18 protein-coding genes are annotated in these 19894 nt (G+C 63.3%); 12 read left to right on the top strand and 6 right to left on the bottom strand.

Translation table 11 applies throughout. The features are described 5' to 3' along the window. Nucleotides 1–6: 6 nt before the first annotated feature. Nucleotides 7–459, bottom strand: coding sequence for an Lrp/AsnC family transcriptional regulator (locus FHS92_RS11960; protein ID WP_184080886.1), 453 nt, complete (start codon nt 457–459; stop codon nt 7–9). A gap of 138 nt (nt 460–597) precedes the next feature. On the opposite strand from FHS92_RS11960, the gene FHS92_RS11965 reads away from it, so the two are divergent. Genes FHS92_RS11965 through FHS92_RS11975 form a run of 3 tightly spaced genes read left to right on the top strand, consistent with a single transcriptional unit; the run spans nt 598 to nt 4110 of the window. Further along, complete coding sequence (locus FHS92_RS11965) at nt 598–1833, top strand: thiamine pyrophosphate-dependent enzyme (RefSeq protein ID WP_184080889.1); 1236 nt, start codon at nt 598–600, stop codon at nt 1831–1833. Between the two features lie 10 nt (nt 1834–1843). Next, a complete protein-coding gene (locus FHS92_RS11970) occupies nt 1844–2851 on the top strand; it encodes an alpha-ketoacid dehydrogenase subunit beta (protein ID WP_221231035.1) in 1008 nt (335 codons plus the stop codon). Then, nucleotides 2851–4110, top strand: a complete 1260-nt coding sequence (locus FHS92_RS11975; protein WP_184080893.1) for a dihydrolipoamide acetyltransferase family protein — start codon at nt 2851–2853, stop codon at nt 4108–4110. The genes FHS92_RS11970 and FHS92_RS11975 overlap by 1 nt, the downstream gene beginning before the upstream one ends. A gap of 8 nt (nt 4111–4118) precedes the next feature. Here FHS92_RS11975 and FHS92_RS11980 read toward each other — a convergent pair whose 3' ends face one another. After that, on the bottom strand, nt 4119–5840 hold the full coding sequence (locus tag FHS92_RS11980) for a class I adenylate-forming enzyme family protein (protein ID WP_184080895.1): 1722 nt from the start codon (nt 5838–5840) through the stop codon (nt 4119–4121). Nucleotides 5841–5923: 83 nt separating this feature from the next. Here FHS92_RS11980 and lgt point away from each other — a divergent pair, with 83 nt between their 5' ends. Genes lgt through pgeF form a run of 3 tightly spaced genes read left to right on the top strand, consistent with a single transcriptional unit; the run spans nt 5924 to nt 8617 of the window. Then, nucleotides 5924–6790, top strand: coding sequence for a prolipoprotein diacylglyceryl transferase (lgt, locus tag FHS92_RS11985; protein WP_184080897.1), 867 nt, complete (start codon nt 5924–5926; stop codon nt 6788–6790). After that, entirely contained in the window at nt 6780–7841 is a 1062-nt protein-coding gene (locus tag FHS92_RS11990) for a class I SAM-dependent methyltransferase (protein WP_343056725.1), read from the top strand. The genes lgt and FHS92_RS11990 overlap by 11 nt, the downstream gene beginning before the upstream one ends. Then, a complete protein-coding gene (gene pgeF, locus FHS92_RS11995; RefSeq protein ID WP_184080899.1) occupies nt 7838–8617 on the top strand; it encodes a peptidoglycan editing factor PgeF in 780 nt (259 codons plus the stop codon). Before FHS92_RS11990 ends, pgeF begins: the two co-directional genes overlap by 4 nt. A gap of 145 nt (nt 8618–8762) precedes the next feature. Here the strand turns inward: pgeF and FHS92_RS12000 are convergent, their stop codons facing one another. Next, entirely contained in the window at nt 8763–9461 is a 699-nt protein-coding gene (locus tag FHS92_RS12000) for an HAD family hydrolase (protein ID WP_343056726.1), read from the bottom strand. A gap of 92 nt (nt 9462–9553) precedes the next feature. On the opposite strand from FHS92_RS12000, the gene FHS92_RS12005 reads away from it, so the two are divergent. From FHS92_RS12005 to FHS92_RS12020, 4 genes are read left to right on the top strand one after another with little or no spacing between them, the layout of a single operon-like run. Then, nucleotides 9554–10666: an MlaE family ABC transporter permease gene (locus FHS92_RS12005; protein ID WP_184080901.1), complete on the top strand. Its 1113-nt coding sequence runs from the start codon at nt 9554–9556 to the stop codon at nt 10664–10666. After that, nucleotides 10663–11571, top strand: coding sequence for an ABC transporter ATP-binding protein (locus FHS92_RS12010; RefSeq protein ID WP_184080903.1), 909 nt, complete (start codon nt 10663–10665; stop codon nt 11569–11571). Before FHS92_RS12005 ends, FHS92_RS12010 begins: the two co-directional genes overlap by 4 nt. 1 nt (nt 11572) lies before the next feature. Further along, nucleotides 11573–12535 (top strand): MlaD family protein, encoded by a 963-nt coding sequence (locus tag FHS92_RS12015; protein ID WP_184080905.1) that lies wholly within the window; start codon nt 11573–11575, stop codon nt 12533–12535. A 9-nt stretch (nt 12536–12544) separates the two neighbouring features. Beyond that, nucleotides 12545–13156, top strand: a complete 612-nt coding sequence (locus FHS92_RS12020; RefSeq protein ID WP_246351954.1) for an ABC-type transport auxiliary lipoprotein family protein — start codon at nt 12545–12547, stop codon at nt 13154–13156. A gap of 158 nt (nt 13157–13314) precedes the next feature. Here the strand turns inward: FHS92_RS12020 and FHS92_RS12025 are convergent, their stop codons facing one another. Further along, nucleotides 13315–15393 (bottom strand): malate synthase G, encoded by a 2079-nt coding sequence (locus FHS92_RS12025; protein WP_184080907.1) that lies wholly within the window; start codon nt 15391–15393, stop codon nt 13315–13317. A 102-nt stretch (nt 15394–15495) separates the two neighbouring features. Between FHS92_RS12025 and FHS92_RS12030 the strand changes: the two genes are divergently transcribed. Beyond that, nucleotides 15496–16389 (top strand): LysR family transcriptional regulator, encoded by an 894-nt coding sequence (locus tag FHS92_RS12030; RefSeq protein ID WP_184080909.1) that lies wholly within the window; start codon nt 15496–15498, stop codon nt 16387–16389. Between the two features lie 107 nt (nt 16390–16496). Further along, a complete protein-coding gene (locus tag FHS92_RS12035) occupies nt 16497–17477 on the top strand; it encodes an XdhC family protein (RefSeq protein ID WP_184080911.1) in 981 nt (326 codons plus the stop codon). A 145-nt stretch (nt 17478–17622) separates the two neighbouring features. Here FHS92_RS12035 and FHS92_RS12040 read toward each other — a convergent pair whose 3' ends face one another. After that, nucleotides 17623–18306, bottom strand: a complete 684-nt coding sequence (locus tag FHS92_RS12040) for an ABC transporter ATP-binding protein (protein WP_184080913.1) — start codon at nt 18304–18306, stop codon at nt 17623–17625. Next, nucleotides 18299–19549, bottom strand: a complete 1251-nt coding sequence (locus tag FHS92_RS12045) for a lipoprotein-releasing ABC transporter permease subunit (protein ID WP_184080915.1) — start codon at nt 19547–19549, stop codon at nt 18299–18301. Before FHS92_RS12045 ends, FHS92_RS12040 begins: the two co-directional genes overlap by 8 nt. Nucleotides 19550–19894 lie beyond the last annotated feature (345 nt).

The following is a 19894-nucleotide window of genomic DNA, read 5'->3' on the forward strand; positions in this document are numbered from 1 at the left end:
CTCCGCTCAGATCGGCACGGCCGTCGTCGCCTTCACCAGTTTCAGCGCAAAGGTGGAATTGACCGCCGCCACGCCGGGGAGGTGAAGCAGCACCTTGCGCAGCATGCCTTCATAATCCTCGATGCTCCGGGCAATCACCCGCAGGAAATAGTCGGAATCGCCGCCCATCGCGAAGCATTCGATGATCTGGGGATGGTCACGCACGGCGTTCTCGAAAATCTCGAGGCTCTCCTCGTCATGCTGCTTGAGCTTGATGTGCGCCATGACGTTGACGGTGAAGCCCAGCCGCGTGGGATCGAGCAGGTTCGCGCGACCCACAATGACGCCCTCGTCCTCCATCCGGCGCAGCCTCCGCCAGCAGGGCGTTTGCGACAGACCGACCTCCTTGGCAAGATCGGCAAGGCTGAGGTCGGGTCGCGCCTGATAGCTGCGCAAGATTCGAAGGTCGGTTTCGTCCATTCCCATGATATTAGAAGAATGATCTATTCTAGGCAATATACGGGGAACATTCTTCTCGCAAGGGCGCTGTAGACCAGCGTCAAAACAAAGACTTTCTCAGCATTTTCCGCTATAACATGAGTGGAACATGGAGGTGCTATGACCGTCCCGAACCGCCCCACCCTCAGCCTGCATATACCCGAGCCTTCCGCACGACCCGGCGAAGCGCCCAGCTTCGCGCAGTTTGATTTCGGCACAGCGGGAGCGGTCCGCCGCCCGGACAGCGCCGAGCCGGAAACGGCCATGCGCGACCTGCCTTACGAACTGATCCGCGTGCTGGACGAAGATGGCAAGGCGGTCGGTCCGTGGAACCCGCGCCTGTCCCCCGATGTGCTCAAGCGCGGACTGCGCGCGATGCTGCTGACGCGCATTTTCGACGACCGGCTGTTCCGCGCGCACCGGCAGGGCAAGACCAGCTTCTACATGAAGTCGACCGGGGAAGAGGCGATCGGCGCCGCGCAATCGATGATGCTGGGCGCGGGCGACATGTGCTTCCCCACCTATCGTGTCCTCTCCTGGCTGATGGCCCGGGACTATCCGGTCGTCCAGCTCGCCAACCAGATCTTTTCCAACGCCGACGATCCCATCAAGGGCCGCCAGTTGCCGATGATGTTTTCGGCGCGGGATTACGGCTTCTATTCCCTGTCGGGCAATCTTGGCACGCGCTTCGGCCATGCGGTCGGCTGGGCGATGGCGTCGGCGTACAAGCACGACGACAAGATCGCGATCGCCTATGTCGGCGACGGGACCACGGCCGAGGGCGACTTCCACGAGGCGCTGACCTTCGCCAGCGTCTATCAGGCGCCGGTCATCCTGTGCGTCACCAACAACCAGTGGGCGATTTCCAGCTTCGTCGGCTTTGCCGGAGGCGACAAGACCACTTTTGCGGCGAAGGCGACCGCATATGCGCTGCCGGGGTTGCGGGTCGACGGCAACGACTTTCTCGCTGTGTGGGCCGCGACGGAATGGGCGGCAGAGCGCGCGCGGAGCAACCGGGGCGCGACCCTGATCGAGTTTTTCACCTATCGCGTGGCGGGCCATTCGACGAGCGACGACCCGACCAAATACCGCCCGCTCGACGAGCCGGAGAAATGGCCGCTGGGCGACCCGATCGTCCGGCTGCGCGATCATCTGATCGCGATCGGCGAATGGGATGCGGAGCGGCATCAGGCGCTTGTGGACGACGTGACGCAGGCGGTGAAGGACGGCGTAAAGCAGGCCGAAGCGGTCGGCACGCTGGGCCAGTCCAAGCCGGACATCGCCACGATGTTCGAGGATATCTTCGCGGAGCCGGACTGGCGCATATGCGAAGAACGCAAGACGATGGGGCTGTGACATGACCGCCATGAACCTGATTCAGGCCCTGAACAGCGCGCTCGATGTGATGCTGGAACATGACCCTAATGTGCTGATCTTCGGGGAAGATGTCGGCTATTTTGGCGGCGTCTTCCGCGTGACGGACAAGCTGCAGGAGAAATATGGAGCGACCCGCTGCTTCGACACGCCGATTTCGGAGGGTGGAATTATCGCGACAGCGATCGGCATGGGCGCCTATGGCCTGCGCCCGGTCGCGGAAATCCAGTTCGCCGATTATATCCTTCCCGCTTACGACCAACTCGTTTCCGAAGCGGCGCGGCTGCGCTATCGGTCGGGCGGCGAATTTTCCGCGCCGATCACGGTGCGCTCTCCTTATGGCGGCGGCATTTTCGGCGGGCAGACGCACAGTCAGTCGCCCGAAGCGATCTTCGCACATGTTACGGGGCTGAAAACGGTGATCCCGTCCAATCCCTATGATGCCAAGGGATTGCTGATCGCGGCGATCGAGTGCGACGATCCGGTCATCTTCCTGGAGCCGAAGCGCATCTACAACGGCCCGTTCGACGGACGGCCAGACACGCAGGTCAAGACCTGGGCGGGGCACCCCCAGGCCGATGTGCCCGAGGGCCATTATACCGTCCCGCTGGGCAAGGCGGCAATCGCGCGCGAAGGCGACGAGGTCACCGTGCTCGCTTATGGCACGATGGTGCATGTCGCGCTGGCCGGGATCGCCGACAGCGGAGTGGATGCGGAATTGATCGACCTGCGGTCGATCGTCCCGCTCGATATCGATACCATCGTCGCCTCGGTCAAGAAAACAGGGCGCTGCGTGATTTTTCATGAGGCGTCGCGGTTCGGTGGATTCGGTGCGGAACTGTCCGCGCTGGTGCAGGAGCGCTGCTTCGATCATCTGCAAAGCCCGATCGACCGCGTCGCGGGGTGGGACATGCCCTACCCGCACGCCTTCGAGTGGGATTATTTCCCCGGTCCCCGGCGCCTCGCCGAAGCGCTCAAGCGTGCGATGGAGTATAACTGATGAGCCGCTATATCTTCCGCCTGCCCGACGTCGGCGAAGGCGTGGCCGAGGCCGAGATCGTGGTGTGGCACGTCAAGGTCGGTGACCGGATCGAGGAGGACGAAAGCCTGGTCGACGTGATGACCGATAAAGCGACAGTCGACATGACATCGCCGGTCAGCGGCACGGTTATCGCGACCTATGGCGCACCCGGAGAGATGCTGGCGGTGGGGTCGCCACTTGCCGAACTGGAGGTCGAGGGCGCTTTGGACGAGGCGCAGGCGGAGGAAGCCGCTGCGGCTCCTCCCGCGACGGCAGCGATGCCTGTGGTCGAGACCATGGCCGCGCCGGAGCCGGCCGCACTCGCTCCTACCCCCGTTCCAGCCGAGCCAGTCGCACCTGCCAAGGCCAGTCTGCCGCTCGCCGCGCCCGCGACGCGACGCCGCGCACAGGAACTGGGGATCGATCTCCACGCGGTGAACGGCACCGGGCCGGGCGGCCGCATCCGGCAAGCGGATCTCGACGCCTATCTCGAACGGCGCGATGCGGGCGGCGGATCGGGGCTTGGTCTGGTGAAACGCACCGCTGTCACCGAGCAGAAGATCATCGGGATGCGGCGCAAGATCGCCGAGAAAATGCAGGAGGCCAAGCGCCACATCCCGCACATCACCTATGTCGAGGAAGCCGACCTCACCGAGCTGGAGGCGCTGCGCGTCGAACTGAACACCAGCCGGGCGGACGGCCAGCCGAAACTTACCCTGCTGCCGTTCTTCGTGCGCGCGCTGGCGCGGCTGCTGCCTCAGTTTCCACACATCAACGCGCGTTACGACGATGAAGCGGGCGTGCTGCACCAGTTCGCGGGTGTCCATGTCGGCATTGCCACGCAAACGCCGAACGGCCTGACGGTGCCGGTGGTCCGCCACGCCGAAGCGCGCTCGATCTGGGACTGCGCGGCCGAAATCGCGCGGGTCAGCGCCGCCGCGCGCGACGGGACGGCGACCCGGGACGAGCTGAGCGGCTCGACCATTTCCATCACCTCGCTAGGGCCGCTGGGCGGGATCGCGACCACACCGATCATCAATTATCCCGAAGTCGCGATCATCGGTCCCAACAAGCTGGTCGACCGTCCTATAGTGCACGGATCCTTTTTAACCGTCCGCAAAACAATGAACATTTCCTCGTCGTTCGACCACCGCATCGTCGACGGCTATGACGCGGCGTTGTTCATTCAGGGACTGAAACGGATGCTGGAACATCCGGCGCTGATCTTCATGGATTGAACGCCTGCCTAAACGCCCTCTCCCGCCCCGTAGATTTTCCGCAAACCCGGCTTGTCGATCTTTTGCGTACCAAGGCGCGGGAGCGGCGCATCAACCCACCAGATGCGCTCGGGGAGCTTGAACGGGGCAAGCCGCGCGCGAAGAAACGCGCGCAGCTCGTCCTCGTCTGCCACCACATCCGCGCGAGCGTAGATGATCGCGGCGGGCACCTCGCCATAGCGGGCGTGGGATATCCCGATGACCGCGCATTCGGCCACCATGGGGTGCCCATACAGGGCCGCCTCCACTTCGAACGCCGCGATATTTTCGCCACCGCGGATAATAATGTCTTTCAGCCGGTCGACGATGAAGACATAGCCGTCCTCGTCCAGATAGCCCATATCCCCCGTGCGCGCGTAGCCGCCTGGCGTGAAGAGCGCGGCGGTGTCCTCTGGCCGGTTCCAGTAGCCGACGATATTGGCGACCGAGCGGATGGCGATTTCTCCTGTCTGGCCGGTGGGAAGCGTTTCGCCCGCCGCATCGACAATCGCGATCTCCACGAGCGGTTTGGTGGCGCGGCCCGTGCTCGTCGGCTTGGCGAGATACGACGCGCGGAAATTGAGCGCGCCCACCGCATTGGTTTCGGTAAGGCCATAACCCAGCAGCGGGTGCGTGCCGACAAGATTGTCGCGAATCGTCGCGATCTGGTCGACGGGGCGCGGCGCGCCCCCCGCCGCGAGATCGGTGAGGGTCGACAGGTCAAAGCGCCCCCGGTCCGGGTGGGAGGCGATTTCATGGCCCATGAGCGGGACACCGACGAAATAGGTCACCTTCTCCGCTTCGATCAGTTCGAGCGCGCGAAGGGCATCCCATTTCGGCATCATGACCAGCGTCCGGCCGATAACAAAGCTGTGCAGGAACACCGCAACTTCGCCGGTTACGTGAAAGAGCGGCACGTTCATCAGCGTGACCGGCGTGTCCGATGGCGGCCGTCCGGCCTGCGTCAGCATGTCGGCGATGCACAGGCTCGCGCCGCCGTAGCTCAGCGCGCCCTGCACCTTGCCCATATGGTCGGACAGCGCGCCTTTGCTGCGGCCGGTCGACCCCGATGTGAACAGGATCGTTGCGGGATCGGTGGGCGCCAGGTCCGGCAGATCGACAGTGGCAACCGGATCGGCAGGCAGCACGGCGGCGAGCGCGGCAGCCCATGTGCCATCGTCAATTGGCAGCAGTCGCGGCGTGCCCTCCGCGCTCCATCCATGGTTCAGCAACCCGGTGTGGCGCGGACCGTCGGCTAGCACAAGGGTGCAGCCGGTATCCTCGATCGCAGGGACGAGTTCGGCGGCGCCGCAGAAGGCGTTGCAGAGCACCGCTACCCCGCCCGCCAGCGTGATTCCCATATAGGCGAGCACCCATGCCGTTCCGTTACGCGCAGCGAGCGCGACCCGGTCTCCGGGTCCGACGCCATGGCGGGCGATGAGGCCCTGCGCGACCATGCGGGCGGCGTCAAGCGCCTGCGCGAAAGTCAGCCGCTCATCCCCGTCGACAAGGAAGGTGCGCTCGGCATAAAGAGCGCAAAAGGCCGCGTAGAAGCCCGGCAGCGTGGACGGGACGGCGGTGACATAGGGCACCGTCGCGCCATGCCGATCGATCGTGCCAAGCGGAAACGGCCCGCCCGGCCCGGTCATCCGCACGACCGCCGCGTCGAGGGCGGCATCCTGCGCCCGGCAATCCGTCTGGGGATCGGTCATGTGGTGTCCTCTCCGCCCGTCGTCATCCGCTTTTCTTATAGGGCCGCTTGCTTTATGCAGGCAAAAAACCACGGGGAAAAGCCTTGCACGAAATAATCACGTCTCTCCTCCACGGGCCGATCTCTTTTGAAAAACTGGGGCTCGACCCCATTGCCATCAACCTCGGGTTCTTTGCGATCAAATGGTATTCGCTCGCCTATCTGGCGGGGATCCTGATTGGCTATTGGTATCTGCTCCGTCTGATCCGCGAACCCGGTGCGCCGATGGCACGACGTCATGCCGACGACATGATCTTCTATGCCACGCTGGGCATCATCATCGGCGGGCGGCTGGCCTATGTGCTGTTTTACCAGCCCGATATTCTGCACAACCCGATGGACATCTTCAAGCTGTGGAATGGCGGCATGTCGTTTCATGGCGGGGTGCTCGGCGTGACGTGCGGCATCCTGTATCTGTCGTGGAAGGAAAAACTCAACTGGCTGCGCGTGCACGATTATATCGCATGCTGCGTACCGTTCGGGTTGCTCTTTGGGCGGCTGGCGAATTTCGTGAACGGCGAATTGTGGGGCAAGCCGACCGATGCGCCCTGGGCCATCATTTTTCCCACCGGCGGGCCGGTCCCGCGCCACCCGAGTCAGCTCTACGAGGCCGCGCTGGAAGGCGCGCTGTTGTTCATCATCCTGTGGTTCGCGTTCTGGAAAACGAGGGCCCGGTACGAGCCGGGCAAGCTCGTCGGCATTTTCCTGCTGGGCTACGGTTGTGCGCGCTTCGCGGTGGAGTTTTTCCGCGAAGCCGACGCGCAGCTTATGGAATTTGCTGACCGGACCGGCCTGCATATGGGCCAGTGGCTGACGTTGCCGATGATCGTGGGGGGCATCTACCTTATTGCCACGGCCAAGAGCCGCCGCATCCGGGTGGAGCCCATCGCGGGCAGCGAAAGTGTCGCCTGACACACTCGCCGCCCGCCTGACCCGGGTGATCCGGGCGAGCGGGCCAATCTCCATCGCGCATTTCATGGCGGAAGCGAACGCGCGTTATTATGCAACACGCGATCCACTGGGACTAGCGGGCGACTTCACCACCGCGCCGGAGATCAGCCAGATGTTCGGCGAGCTGATCGGACTGTGCCTCGCCGACATTTGGATGCGGGCCGGTCGGCGGGACAAGGCCTTTTATGTGGAGTTAGGGCCGGGTCGTGGGACGCTTGCCGTCGACGCCCTGCGCGCGATGGAGCAGGCGCATTTTGCCCCGCGCGTGCATTTCGTCGAGACGAGTCCGGTGCTGCGGGAGGCGCAGCAGTCCCGCCTGCCCCATGCGCATTTCCACGACGATATCGATAGCCTGCCCGACGATGCACCGCTGCTGGTCGTCGCCAACGAATTTTTTGATGCGTTGCCAATCCGTCAGATGGAGCGGACGCAGACGGGCTGGTTCGAGCGGGTGCTGGTCCCGCGTGAGGGTGCGGAGGATGTAGCGTTCGCCCCCTGCGCCGGACCACGAGCGATGGATGCGGCTGTGCCCGCCCACCTGCGCGATGCACCGGTCGGCGCGCTGTTCGAAAGCAGTCCGGCTGGCGCGGCAGTCGCCTTCGCCCTTGCCAATCGCATCGCGCGGCAGGGCGGCGCGGCGATCATCGTCGATTATGGCTATGACGGCCCTGCGCTAGGCGACACATTGCAGGCGGTGAAGGGGCACAGGATGACCGACCCGTTCGTCGACGTGGGCGAAAGCGACCTCACCGCCCATGTCGATTTCGGCACATTGGGAAATATGGCCCGTCAGGCGGGGCTGTCCGTATATGGCCCGGTTGGGCAAGGCGCGTTTCTCACGCAGTTGGGTATCGGTCCGCGCGCGCAGATCCTGGCGCGCAATGCGCCCGAGCGCACCGAAGAGATCGAAGCCGCACAACATAGGCTGACCGCACCCGAGCAGATGGGGACGCTGTTCAAGGCGATGGCGATCGTACACCCTGCATGGGACCGGCCGGAGGGTTTCGCATGAGCGTCGAAGTATTGCGCAGCGGCTTGCTGGATGGCGTGCCCCATGGATTTCTGGGACGACGCGGGGGTGTCTCGACCGGCCTTTATGCCGGGCTGAACGTCGGGCTGGGATCGGACGACAGCCGGGCGGCGATCGCGCAAAATCGGATCCTTGCCAGCGAGGCTGTGTTGCCGGGTGCAAAACTGGTTACCGTACATCAGGTGCATTCGCCCGATGTAGTGACCGTCGATAGCGCTTTGCCGGACGAGGACAGGCCCCATGCCGATGCGCTGGTGACGACCACTCCCGGACTGCTGCTCGGCATCCTGACCGCCGATTGCGTGCCGGTGCTGTTTGCCGATCGCGAAGCGGGCGTCATCGGCGCGGCGCATGCCGGATGGAAGGGCGCGATCAGCGGGGTGACCGATCAGACCCTCGATGCGATGGAACGGCTGGGCGCGGCGCGGGACCGGATCGCTTGCGCGATCGGACCGTGCATCGCGCGGGCTTCTTATGAAGTCGACCTTGGCTTTGTGCAGCGATTCCTGGCGGACGATCCGGATAATGAGCGCTTCTTCCGCGAAGGTCGCCCGGACCACGCGCAGTTCGATATCGAGGCCTATGTGGTCGCGCGGCTGGCAGGTGCGGGCATACAGCGGATCGAGGCACTCGGGCAGGATACGTATGTCCAGCCGGACCGCTTTTACAGCTATCGTCGGTCGTGCCACCGGAACGAACCGGGCTATGGGCGGCAGATTTCGCTGATTGGATTACAAACATCCGTTCGTGCTGAGTAGCCATTGAGCTTGTCGAAATGGAGTATCGAAGCATCTGCCCTTCGATACGGGCCCCTTCGACTGCCTGCCAAGGCAGGCGCTCAGGACAGGCTTCGCCAAGCTCAGTCCCACCTCAGAACGAACGGATGAAGTAAACTCTGATAGCCTATCCCCAGTCCACCCGTGTCCAGCCGCGTTCCTGCGCGAGTTTCGCCAGCGGTGGGTGCGGGTTGGCGGCGAAGGCTTCGTCGGCATATTCGAGCATCGGCGCGTCAGAGACATGGTCGGAATAGGCGCGGATGTGGGCGGCGTTGCGGTGGACGTCGTGCTGCACCATCCACGCCTGGATCATGCCCAGCTTGGCGGCGTCGTAACAATTGTCACCAGCGATGCGCGCGCGCACATAATCCAGACCCTGCCCAAGATGATCGGTCGCGATCACCGCGTCAAAGCCCAGCAGCCGGGCGATCGCCTCCACATAGAGTCGGTAGGAAGCCGTTGCGAGCACGAGACGATAGCCCGCCGCGCGATCGGCCGCGACCTGTGCCAGTGCGCCGGGGCGAACGTTTCGCTCCATCACCTTCCGAGCAAAACTTTCGATATGCGGCTGAAGCCGCGCACGGCTCACCCGGCCACCGATCATCAGTGCCTGATTCATTTCTTTCAACCGCCGCCGGGAAATGAACCGCAGCACATAAGCGATCATGATAAACGGAACGACTGGGGCGAAAATCAGCCGCCACGGGGCCATATGGGTGGCCACATGTAGCAGAAAAGGCGTGTAGGTGCCCCGAAACGTAATGGTCCGGTCCATGTCATAGATGGCGAGCCGCGTCACTGCGCGTGCCGTTTCATTGTAAGCCACATGCAACCTTCCGGCTTATGCATCATTCTGTCTTGCGGATGGGCCGTTTCGGCTTGCCGCGCAACCGATAATGGACCAGTAAATCCGATCAGATGAACGATGCGGCGCACTTTACCATAGAAGACCGGGATGGCGGGCCTGTGCTGCGCATGGGCGGCGTGCTGGCGATCAACTTTCTGGGTTCGCTGCCGTCCGACCTGGATGCCGTGACCGAGCCAGTCAAAGCCATAGACCTGTCCGATATCGACCATATTGATACGATCGGCGCGTGGCTCGTCCACAGCCATGCTCAACGCCTTGGTGCGGAGATCACCGGCGCAGATGACGACACGCGCCGCCTGATCGACGCGGTGAGCGCGGGATCGGAGAATGTCGTGCGCGTCCGCCCGGATGCCACCCCCGCCGTGCAACGCATTCTGTCGCAGATCGGCGAGGCAACGATCCTCAGCGTGCAGACGCTGCTGGGTCTGCTCGGCTTTTTCGGGAGCGTGCTGATCGCCACATGGTCGCTGATCCGTCATCCGTCGCGGCTGCGCATCAATGCGGTCGTTCAGCGATTTGAGGTCGTGGGCGTGTCGGCGCTGGGCATTATCGGACTGATGAGCTTTCTGATCGGTATCGTGATCGCCCAGCAGGGTTCGGTGCAATTGCGCCAGTTCGGCATGGAGGTGCTGACCGTCAACCTGGTCGGGCGCCTGACCTTCCGCGAGCTGGGTGTGCTGATGACGGCGATCATGGTCGCCGGTCGGTCCGGATCGGCATTCGCGGCGCAGATCGGTACCATGAAACTGACCGAGGAAATCGACGCGATGCGCACGATCGGCGTCTCGCCGATGGAGGCGTTGATCATGCCGCGCATTATTTCGTCCGTTGTGCTGATGCCGCTCCTGGGTTTCTACTCTTCGCTTGTCGCGGTGTTTGGCGGCGGCTTTTTGTGCGCCATTGCGCTCGACATTCCGCCGGTTACCTTCGTGCAAAGGCTACGCGAAGTGGTGCCCATCACCGACCTGTGGGTGGGGCTGGTCAAGGCGCCGGTCTTCGGCCTTATCATCGGCATGACCGGTTGTTTTCAGGGATTGCAGGTCAAGGCCAACGCCGAGGAGGTGGGCCTGCGCACCACGGCGGCGGTTGTGCAGGCGATCTTCATGGTGATCGTCATCGACGCGTTCTTCGCCGTCTTCTTCACGTGGGTGGGATGGATATGAGCGACGAGGATCTCGCCATCGACGAGGAGAAGGTCGAAGAGGCCATTCGGGCGGGCGAAATCGCTGTGAAGATCCGGGGCCTGCGCAACAGCTTCGGCGAGCAGGTCGTGCACGAGAATCTGGACCTCGATGTGCGGGCGGGCGAGATTCTGGGCGTGGTCGGCGGATCGGGGACAGGCAAATCCGTGCTGCTGCGGTCCATCATCGGATTGCAGATTCCCGACGAGGGCGAGATCGAGGTGTTCGGCCAGCCGATCATCAATCGCACCGACGAGGAAACCGTCGCGCTGCGCAAGCGGTGGGGCGTATTGTTCCAGGGCGGGGCACTGTTCTCGACGCTGACAGTGGCGGAAAATATCGCGGTGCCGCTGCGGGAGTTTTACCCGCATATCGGCAACAAGCTGCGCGAGGATATCGCCGCGTACAAGATCCGCATGACCGGACTGCCTGCCGAGGCGGGGCCGAAATATCCGTCCGAACTATCGGGCGGCATGCGCAAGCGCGCCGGTCTGGCGCGCGCGCTGGCGATCGACCCCGATCTGCTGTTCCTCGATGAACCGACGGCGGGTCTTGACCCGATCGGTGCGGCGTCGTTCGATGAGCAGACCCGCCAGTTGCAGCAGACGCTGGGGCTGACCGTATTCCTCATCACGCACGATCTCGATACGCTCTACGCCATTTGCGACCGGGTGGCGGTTCTCGCTGACAAAAAAGTGATCGCGGTCGGTACGATCGAGGAGCTGCTCGCCACCGAGCATCCCTGGATCCAGGAATATTTCAACGGCCCGCGTGGACGGGCAGCGGTATCGGCGCAAAAGAGCCATGGGGAACCGCGCACTCCTCCGGATCTTCCGCAGGACGGAGAAGCGGACCCCGTTGGCGATACGCCAGAGAAGGACGACTGAGATGGAAACACGATCAAATCATGTTCTGGTGGGCAGCGTCGTGCTCTTCCTCATCTTCGCGGTTATGGCGGCGGCATTCTGGTTCTCACGCATCTCGGACGGCGAGGACGCACTGTACGACATCTATTTCAAACAGTCGGTCAACGGCCTGGCCAAGGGATCGGGCGTAACCTTCGCGGGCGTTCCATCCGGCCAGATCAAGGAAATAGACCTGTGGGATCGTGACCCCGGCTTCGTGCGGGTGCGGATCGCGGTGAAACGCGAAACGCCGATTCTGCAGGGCACAACCGCCACCATTCAGGGCGTGGGCTTTACCGGCGTTTCGGAAATTGTTTTGGATGGTGCGGTAAAAGGCGCGCCTCCGATCACCTGTCCGGACACGAACATCCGCGCCGCCTGCCCCGACGGTGTGCCGGTCATCCCGACCAAACCGGGAGCGCTGGGCGAGTTGCTCAACAGCGCGCCGCAGCTGCTGCAGCGCATCTCGACCCTTACCGAACGGCTGACGCAGGTGCTCGACGACAAGAACCAGAAAAGCATTGCGGGGATATTGGCGAACACCGACCGCCTGACCGGTGCGCTGGCCGCGCGCGGACCGGAAATCGCCGCAACGATCGCCGAAACGCGGCTGACCCTGCAAAAGGCGGGAATTGCTGCGGAAGAAATCGGCAAGCTCGCGAATTCGACCACCGCGCTGATCGATCAGGATGGCCGCCCGCTGATAGCCGATCTGCGCACCACCATTAAATCGGCCAACAGCAGTCTCCAGACTCTCGACAAGACGATCGCCGAAGCGCGGCCGGGCGTGCAGACCTTCTCGCGCCAGACCATGCCGGAGGTTGGCCTGCTGGTGCGTGACCTGCGCGAGATGTCACGCAATTTCCGCGCACTCTCCGAAAAGCTCGATCAACAGGGGGCCGGCTCGCTGGTCGGATCGCCCGCCCTGCCCGACTATAAGCCATAAGGAAAAGCCATGTTCCGCTTCCCCACCCGAACCCTGCTGGCTCCCGCGCTGCTGTCGACCGTCCTCGCCGGATGCGTGTCCTTCGGCGCGAAGCCACCTCCGCAGCTGCTGACCATTGCCCCGCAGAAAACCATCGCAACCGGGGTCGACCGGACGAGCGTGGGCACGCCGCGGCTGGCTGTCCGCACACCCGATGTGCCCCGTGCGCTCGCCACCACCCGTGTGCCGGTGCAGGTCAACGCGTCGAGCATTGCCTATGTGAAGGACGCGCAATGGGCAGAGGCACCGCGCATCATGTTCTTGCGGCTGTTGGTCGAAACCATCGGCGCAGACGGGGTGTTCGTCGCCGATGCCGACGAATATCCGGTGGCGAGCGACCGGCAATTGACCGGGCAACTGATCGCTTTCGGCGCGGATGCGCGCACAGGACAGGCGGTCGTGACGTTCGACGCATCACTCAATCGTGCAGCTCCCGAGGGTGGCGAGGCGCAGATTTTGCGCAAACGCTTCACCGCTTCGGTGCCGATCGGGAAGATCAGCGCCGAACGCGTCGCGGGACCGATTGGGCAGGCGGCGAATCAGGTCGCGGCGGAAGTGTCCGCCTGGGTGCGGGCGAACTAGGAGCCAAGCTCTTAAAGGCTGCCCAATTCTTCCGTTCGTCCTGAGTTGTGGCTGAGCATGTCGAAGACCCGTATCGAAGGATGGGTGCTTCGATACGCCGTTTCGTCTTCGCTCAATAGCCACTCAGCACGAACGGTGTCGACGCTCATTGCGCGTGATTACCCCGCAGCCTTCAGCTTCGCACGATAGGCGTGAAGCAGCGGTTCGGTGTAACCGCTCGGCTGGCTGACGCCCTCGAAGACGAGCGCGCGGGCTGCCTGATAGGCGAGGCTCGTCGCCTCGTTCCCTGACATCGGGCGGTAGAGCGGGTCGCCCGCATTCTGCGCGTCGACCTTGGCCGCCATGCGGGTGAACGCCGCGTCAATGTCCGCAGCGCTAACAACGCCGTGGAGCAGCCAATTCGCCATATGCTGAGACGAGATACGCAGCGTGGCGCGGTCTTCCATCAAGCCGATGTCGTGAATGTCAGGCACCTTCGAGCAGCCGATGCCCTGATCAATCCAGCGCACGACATAGCCCAATATGCCCTGCGCGTTGTTGTCGAGCTCGGCGCGTATGTCTTCCGGCGACCAGTTCACCCCCGCAGCGACCGGGATGGTCAGCAGCCTGTCGAGGCTGGCGATGCCTTCCGCCCGGCGCTCGGCCTGACGGGCGAACACGTCGACGCTGTGATAATGGGTAGCGTGAAGGGTGGCGGCGGTCGGCGATGGCACCCAGGCGGTGTTCGCGCCCGTCTTCGGGTGACCGATCTTCTGCTCGAGCATATCGGCCATGCGGTCGGGCGCGGCCCACATGCCCTTGCCGATCTGCGCCTTGCCGGACAGGCCACAGGCGAGACCGATCTGGACGTTGCGGTCCTCGTACGACGCGATCCAGTCGCTGCTCTTCATATCGCCCTTGCGGATCATCGCCCCGGCGCGCATCGACGTGTGCATCTCGTCGCCCGTGCGGTCGAGGAAGCCGGTATTGATGAACATGACGCGATGGCGGACCGCTTCGATGCACGCGGCGAGATTGGCGGACGTGCGACGTTCCTCATCCATCACGCCAATCTTGATCGTGTAGCGCGCAACGCCCAGCATATCCTCGATCGCGTCGAACAGGCGATCGGCGAAGGCGCATTCTTCCGGACCGTGCATCTTGGGCTTCACGATGTAGATGCTGCCTGTGCGGCTGTTCCGGAAACGGCCATTGCCCTTGAGGTCGTGCAGCGCGATGAGCGATGTGACGATACCGTCCAGGATCCCTTCCGGCGCTTCACTGCCGTCAGCCAGCAGAACGGCGGGCGTCGTCATCAGATGGCCGACATTGCGTACGAACACCAGGCTGCGTCCCGGCAGCGTGAACGTCGCGCCAGACGAAGCGCTATATTCGCGATCGCCGTTCAGCCGACGCGTCATCGGCGCGCCATTTTTCTCGAACGTATCTTCCAGATCGCCCTTCATGAGGCCGAGCCAGTTGGAATAGGCAACGACCTTGTCCTCGGCGTCGACCACGGCAACCGAATCTTCCAGATCGCAAATCGTGGTGAGCGCCGATTCCAGAATAACGTCAGCCACGCCGAGCGGATCGGTTGCGCCAATCGGATGCGAGCGGTCCACGATCACTTCGATATGCAAGCCATTGTGCTTGAACAGAAAACCCTTGTCGAATGTCGCATGCTCTGGGGCGCCAGCCTCACCCGTCAATGCCTTTTCCCAACCGGGAACCGCGTTATCAAGGAAGGCACGCGCCCAAGCGATAACCTGCGCGCCGCGCTCTGCGTCATAGCCCTTGCCTGCGGGCACGCCGGGAATAGCGTCCGTGCCGTAGAGCGCATCGTACAGGCTGCCCCAGCGCGCGTTGGCGGCATTCAGAAGGAAGCGGGCGTTGAGGATCGGGACGACGAGCTGCGGCCCGGCCATGGTGGCAAGTTCCTCGTCGATGTTCGTGCTGTCGACCTGAAACGGCGCGGGTTCTGGGACCAGATAGCCGATGCCGCGCAAGAATGCCTGATATTCCGCCTGATCGAGCGGCTTTCCGGCACGTTCGATGTGCCACGCGTCAATCTTCGCCTGCAAATCCTCCCGCTTGGCGAGCAACGCCGCGTTTTCCGGCGCGAAACGGGCAAATAGGTCTGCAGCGCTCGCCCAAAAGGCATTCGCATCGATGCCGGTACCCGGCAGCGCGTTCTGCTCGATAAAGCCGGCAAGGGTGTCTGCGACCTGCAAACCGGCGCGGTTGATATAGGTGCTCATAGTCATCTCCATCGGCGGAATCGGGTTGGACACGGCAATAGACATTTTCCGGCTATTGAGTAGAGGAGAATAATTCACGACAGCTTTTCGGAAAATGAAAAGATGATGGACCCCAATTACGAATTGTTTGCGGAAATCGTTGCTCAGGGCAGCCTCTCGGCGGCCGGGCGATCAGTGGGATTGTCGCCCGCCATGGTGTCCAAACGGCTCGTGCAGCTCGAACAGAGGCTGGGCACGCGACTGATCCACCGCACCACACGCAAAATCGCGCTGAGCCCGCAGGGCAAGCGGCTATACGGTGACATCACCCAGATCCTTAACGCGCTACGCGATGCCGAGCAGAAAGTTCGGGGCAAGCGTGGCGTTCCCGCTGGACTGCTGCGCGTAACGGCACCGACATCGTTCGGGCGCATGCATCTTGCCCCCCACCTTGTCGAGTTTCTGAGACGCTTTCCCTCCATCGAACTGCGGCTCGACCTGTCAGACGAAATTACCGACCTGATGTCCGACCCGTTCGATCTGGCCATCCGGATCAGCGCTGAACCGGGACCGGGGCTGGTGCATCACAGGCTGGCCGGCAGCCCGCGCGTGATCTGCGCCGCACCCGCCTATCTCGCCGAGCATGGACGACCGGACGGTATCGCTGAGCTGGTTTGGCATCGGCTGCTGGCGGCGGACGGGCAATTGCCATGGCGGCTGCGCGGACCCGACGGCGTACGAATGGTCGAGGGCACGAGCGTCGTTGCCACGAATTCGAGCGAGGTGGTGCGGGAGCTGACGCTGGCGGGTGGCGGGATTGCACTGCGGTCCCTGTGGGATGTCGGTGCGGAACTGGGCAGCGGCCTGCTGGAGCGGCTGTTGCCCGACCATGAGGGATCAAGCGATGTCGGCATCTATGCCGTGCACCCACCCATCATCGGGGCACCCGGCGCAGTGACAGCGTTCATCGACTATGTGACCGAGCTCTATTCCGTTGCGCCGCCATGGGCCGGGTGAACGGACCGACGGAACAAAAGCGGGCGACCCGACTTTGACCGTAGCGTCGGTTTATGCCATGTCTGGCAGCGAATAGCGCATTCCGTGCGCCAACAGGTGTCCCATCCATGGCCATTACCGATGCCCCCGAAGATGTGTTGCGCTTTCTGGCGGCGCGCGGGTCGGCGGGCGAGCGCACTGCGCTCGTGACGCTGACCGGCATCGAGGGCAGCACGTCGCGCGGCATCGGCACGATCATGGCTGTAGCCGAAGATGGAGCATGTGCGGGGTCGTTTTCCGGCGGGTGCATCGAAAAAGCGGTGGTGGCGGAGGCGATCGACGCGATCCGCGACGGCGATGCGCGGCTGGTCCGGTTTGGGGCAGGCTCTCCCTATATCGACATACGCCTGCCATGCGGCAGCGGGATCGATCTGCTGTTCAGCCCCCTGCCCCCTGCGGCGCCGGTGGGCGCGGCGCTGGAACTTCTGGCGGCACGGAAACCGGTCTGTCTGGCCCTGGACCGCGACGGTCGGGTTGGTATCGACCCTCTGCCCCAAGGCGCAATGCTTTCCCGATGGATCGGAGAGGCATTCGCGCTGGTGATTGCGCCGCCGCTGCGCATAGTGCTGATCGGACAGGGCGAGGAGCTGACCGGGACAGCACGACTGGCGGCTTGCTATGGCGCACGGGTTGAGGCGTACACCCCGGACGAGGGCAATGCGGCGTTGCTGAGAACGGAGGGCATCGCCGTGCAGCATCTGCGCAGCAGCCGCACGCTTCCAGACATCTCGCCCGACCCGTGGAGCGCCTTGCTGTTCCTGTTTCACGACCGGGACTGGGAGGAGCACCTCGTCGCGCAGGCACTCAAGGACGATTATTTCTATATTGGCGCGCTAGGGAGCCGGAAAACGCATGAGGGACGGCTTACCCTGCTCGAGGCGCAAGGCGTGAGTGCGGAGTTGCGCGCGCGATTGCGCGGGCCGATCGGCATGATCCCGGCCACCCGAGATCCGCAGATGCTCGCGCTTTCGGTTCTGGGTGAGGTGGCGGCGTGTTATCGGGACGCGGTGATGGTTGGTGTGCAAGCCAAGGTAGAACAGTGCGAGTAGTGCCCGCAGCTGTTTCTCCCGGTTCGCCCTGAGCCTGCCGAGCAGAAGGCGACCGACGGTCAACGGCCGTTCTTTTCCTCGACGCTGATCGGAAAGAACGGGGCTTCGACAGGCTCAGCCCGAACCGGAATGTAAAAGAAGGGTTTCAAACCGCCACTTCCACCAGCACTCCTTCACTTAGCCGCACGACGCGGTCCATGCGGGCAGCAAGGCGTTCGTTGTGAGTGGCAACAAGGGCCGAGCTGCCTTCTTCGCGGACCAGGCGGATGAACTCGTCAATCACAATGTCGGCAGTGCGCTCATCGAGATTGCCGGTGGGTTCGTCCGCCAGCACGAGCGCGGGGCGGTTGGCGAGCGCGCGTGCGACGGCGACGCGCTGCTGTTCACCGCCGGACAACTGGCTGGGCCGGTGATCAAGCCGATGGCCAAGCCCGAGGCTGGTCAAAAGGTCGGCGGCACGGGTGCGCGCCACGGCGTCGGCGACATCGCGCACCATCTGCGGCAGCATGACATTCTCGGTCGCGTTGAAGTCGGGCAGCAGGTGATGGAACTGATAGACGAAGCCCAGCGCATCGCGACGCAGGCGGGTCCGTTCGTCCCCGCTCAGTTGCGCAGCTTCTTCGTCGAGGATGCGGATCGATCCCTCAAATCCACCCTCCAGCAAGCCGACCGCCTGAAGCAATGTCGATTTGCCCGAGCCCGAAGGGCCGAGCAGCGCGACGATCTCGCCCCGCGCGACAGCGAGGTCGATGCCGCGCAGAACATCAATGGTAACCCCACCCTGCGTAAAGCTGCGCTTGAGACCAGCGACGGCGAGAATGTCATTCATAGCGCAGCACCTGCACAGGATCGGTGTTGGCAGCCTTGAACGCCGGATAGAGCGTTGCGAGGAAGCTGAAAATCAGCGCCATGGCACAGATCGTGACGATCTCCACCGGATCGGGCTTGGACGGGAGTTCCGCAAGGAAGCGGACGGATGGGTCCCAGATATTCTGGCCCGTCACCAGCCGGATGAAATTCAGCACCTGCTCGCGGAAGTAAAGGAAGATGAACCCGAGCACCACGCCCGCCGCCATGCCAAGCGACCCGATCGTGACGCCCACCGTCACGAAAATCTTGAGCAGACTCGATCGGCGCGCGCCCATCGTGCGCATGATGGCGATATCCCGCGTTTTGGCGCGCACCAGCATGATGAGAGAGGAGAGGATGTTGAACACCGCAACGAGAATGATGAGCGAGAGGATCACGAAGGACACGATCCGGTCTACCTGCAGTGCTTCGAACAGGCTGCTGTTCATCTGCCGCCAGTCGCTGATGACCGCCTGCCCCTCCACCTTGTCGGCGAGCGGGGCAAGGATATTACCCACCTTGTCGGCATCGACCGTCTCCACCTCAATCATGCCGACGACATCGCCGAGGAGCAGCAGTGTCTGCGCGTCCTCCATCGGCATGATGACGAACGCCTTGTCATAGTCATAGACGCCGACCTCGAAAATCGCGCCGACACGGTAAGAGATTTCGCGGGGCACCGTTCCAAAGGGTGTCGAGCGCCCGGCCGGATTAATGACGGAAATGCTGCTCCCCACAGTCACCCCCAGATTTTCGGCAAGGCCCGATCCGATCGCGACCGTGTTGCTGCCCGGCGCGAGGGACGAAAGGCTCCCCGCCTTCAATTTGCCGTGAAGGATCGGATTGGTCTTGATATCCGGCATGGTCATGCCACGCACCAGAACCGCTTCCACACGCCCCTGATAATTGGCGAGCAGCGGCTGCTCGATCAGCGGCGTCGCACTGGTAACGCCCGGTGTCGCCTTTGCCTCGGCCAGAACGCGGCGCCAGTCCGGCAAGCGACCGCCATAGCCCTGCACCACCGCATGACCATTGAGGCCGACGATCTTGTCGAACAGTTCGGCGCGGAACCCGTTCATCACACTCATCACGATGATAAGCGCGGCAACCCCCAGCATGACCGCCGCCAGGCTGATCCCCGCGACGAGGAAAATAAACCCCTCCCCCTTGCCGGGCAGCAGGTAGCGTTTCGCGATCATCCGCTCGAACCGGTTCAATATCATCCCGCGTCCATCATCCTGTGCGCCGTTGCCCCCGGCGCGGCAAGCTCTATGCGCCGCGCTCGCCGCTGGCAAGCGCCGCGTCTATCCGGCCGTTGTTGCAACTATGACACAGGGCGGGTTGGAATCGTGAGCGGCACACAAATTGGATCGTGACAGTTGCGCGTCATCGCCATAGCAATGGCAACAGAACACAGGGACTTTGAACAACGAGGCCTAGGTTCAGGGGCCGCTGTCCCGCCAAAGGAGCTACAAAAGATCCCATGGGCGCGGGCTGGCGCTGATTGAGGCAGACTGACCTTCCCGCTTTGTCGTGAAGGAGGTTGCCCGTGTCCATCTCGTCCCATG

Source organism: Sphingobium subterraneum, assembly GCF_014199435.1.
GTDB lineage: Bacteria > Pseudomonadota > Alphaproteobacteria > Sphingomonadales > Sphingomonadaceae > Sphingobium > Sphingobium subterraneum.

What these genes read in the sequence shown, in the direction of transcription:
- FHS92_RS12010 (WP_184080903.1), top strand. Translation starts at nt 10,663, where the DNA reads ATGAGCGACGAGGATCTCGCCATCGACGAGGAGAAGGTCGAAGAGGCC.
- FHS92_RS12040 (WP_184080913.1), bottom strand. Translation starts at nt 18,306, where the DNA reads ATGAATGACATTCTCGCCGTCGCTGGTCTCAAGCGCAGCTTTACGCAG.
- FHS92_RS12020 (WP_246351954.1), top strand. Translation starts at nt 12,545, where the DNA reads ATGTTCCGCTTCCCCACCCGAACCCTGCTGGCTCCCGCGCTGCTGTCG.
- FHS92_RS12015 (WP_184080905.1), top strand. Translation starts at nt 11,573, where the DNA reads ATGGAAACACGATCAAATCATGTTCTGGTGGGCAGCGTCGTGCTCTTC.
- FHS92_RS12030 (WP_184080909.1), top strand. Translation starts at nt 15,496, where the DNA reads ATGATGGACCCCAATTACGAATTGTTTGCGGAAATCGTTGCTCAGGGC.
- FHS92_RS11965 (WP_184080889.1), top strand. Translation starts at nt 598, where the DNA reads ATGACCGTCCCGAACCGCCCCACCCTCAGCCTGCATATACCCGAGCCT.
- pgeF (WP_184080899.1), top strand. Translation starts at nt 7,838, where the DNA reads ATGAGCGTCGAAGTATTGCGCAGCGGCTTGCTGGATGGCGTGCCCCAT.
- FHS92_RS12005 (WP_184080901.1), top strand. Translation starts at nt 9,554, where the DNA reads ATGAACGATGCGGCGCACTTTACCATAGAAGACCGGGATGGCGGGCCT.
- FHS92_RS11960 (WP_184080886.1), bottom strand. Translation starts at nt 459, where the DNA reads ATGGACGAAACCGACCTTCGAATCTTGCGCAGCTATCAGGCGCGACCC.
- FHS92_RS11975 (WP_184080893.1), top strand. Translation starts at nt 2,851, where the DNA reads ATGAGCCGCTATATCTTCCGCCTGCCCGACGTCGGCGAAGGCGTGGCC.
- FHS92_RS12025 (WP_184080907.1), bottom strand. Translation starts at nt 15,393, where the DNA reads ATGAGCACCTATATCAACCGCGCCGGTTTGCAGGTCGCAGACACCCTT.
- FHS92_RS12035 (WP_184080911.1), top strand. Translation starts at nt 16,497, where the DNA reads ATGGCCATTACCGATGCCCCCGAAGATGTGTTGCGCTTTCTGGCGGCG.
- FHS92_RS12045 (WP_184080915.1), bottom strand. Translation starts at nt 19,549, where the DNA reads ATGATATTGAACCGGTTCGAGCGGATGATCGCGAAACGCTACCTGCTG.
- FHS92_RS11980 (WP_184080895.1), bottom strand. Translation starts at nt 5,840, where the DNA reads ATGACCGATCCCCAGACGGATTGCCGGGCGCAGGATGCCGCCCTCGAC.
- FHS92_RS11970 (WP_221231035.1), top strand. Translation starts at nt 1,844, where the DNA reads ATGAACCTGATTCAGGCCCTGAACAGCGCGCTCGATGTGATGCTGGAA.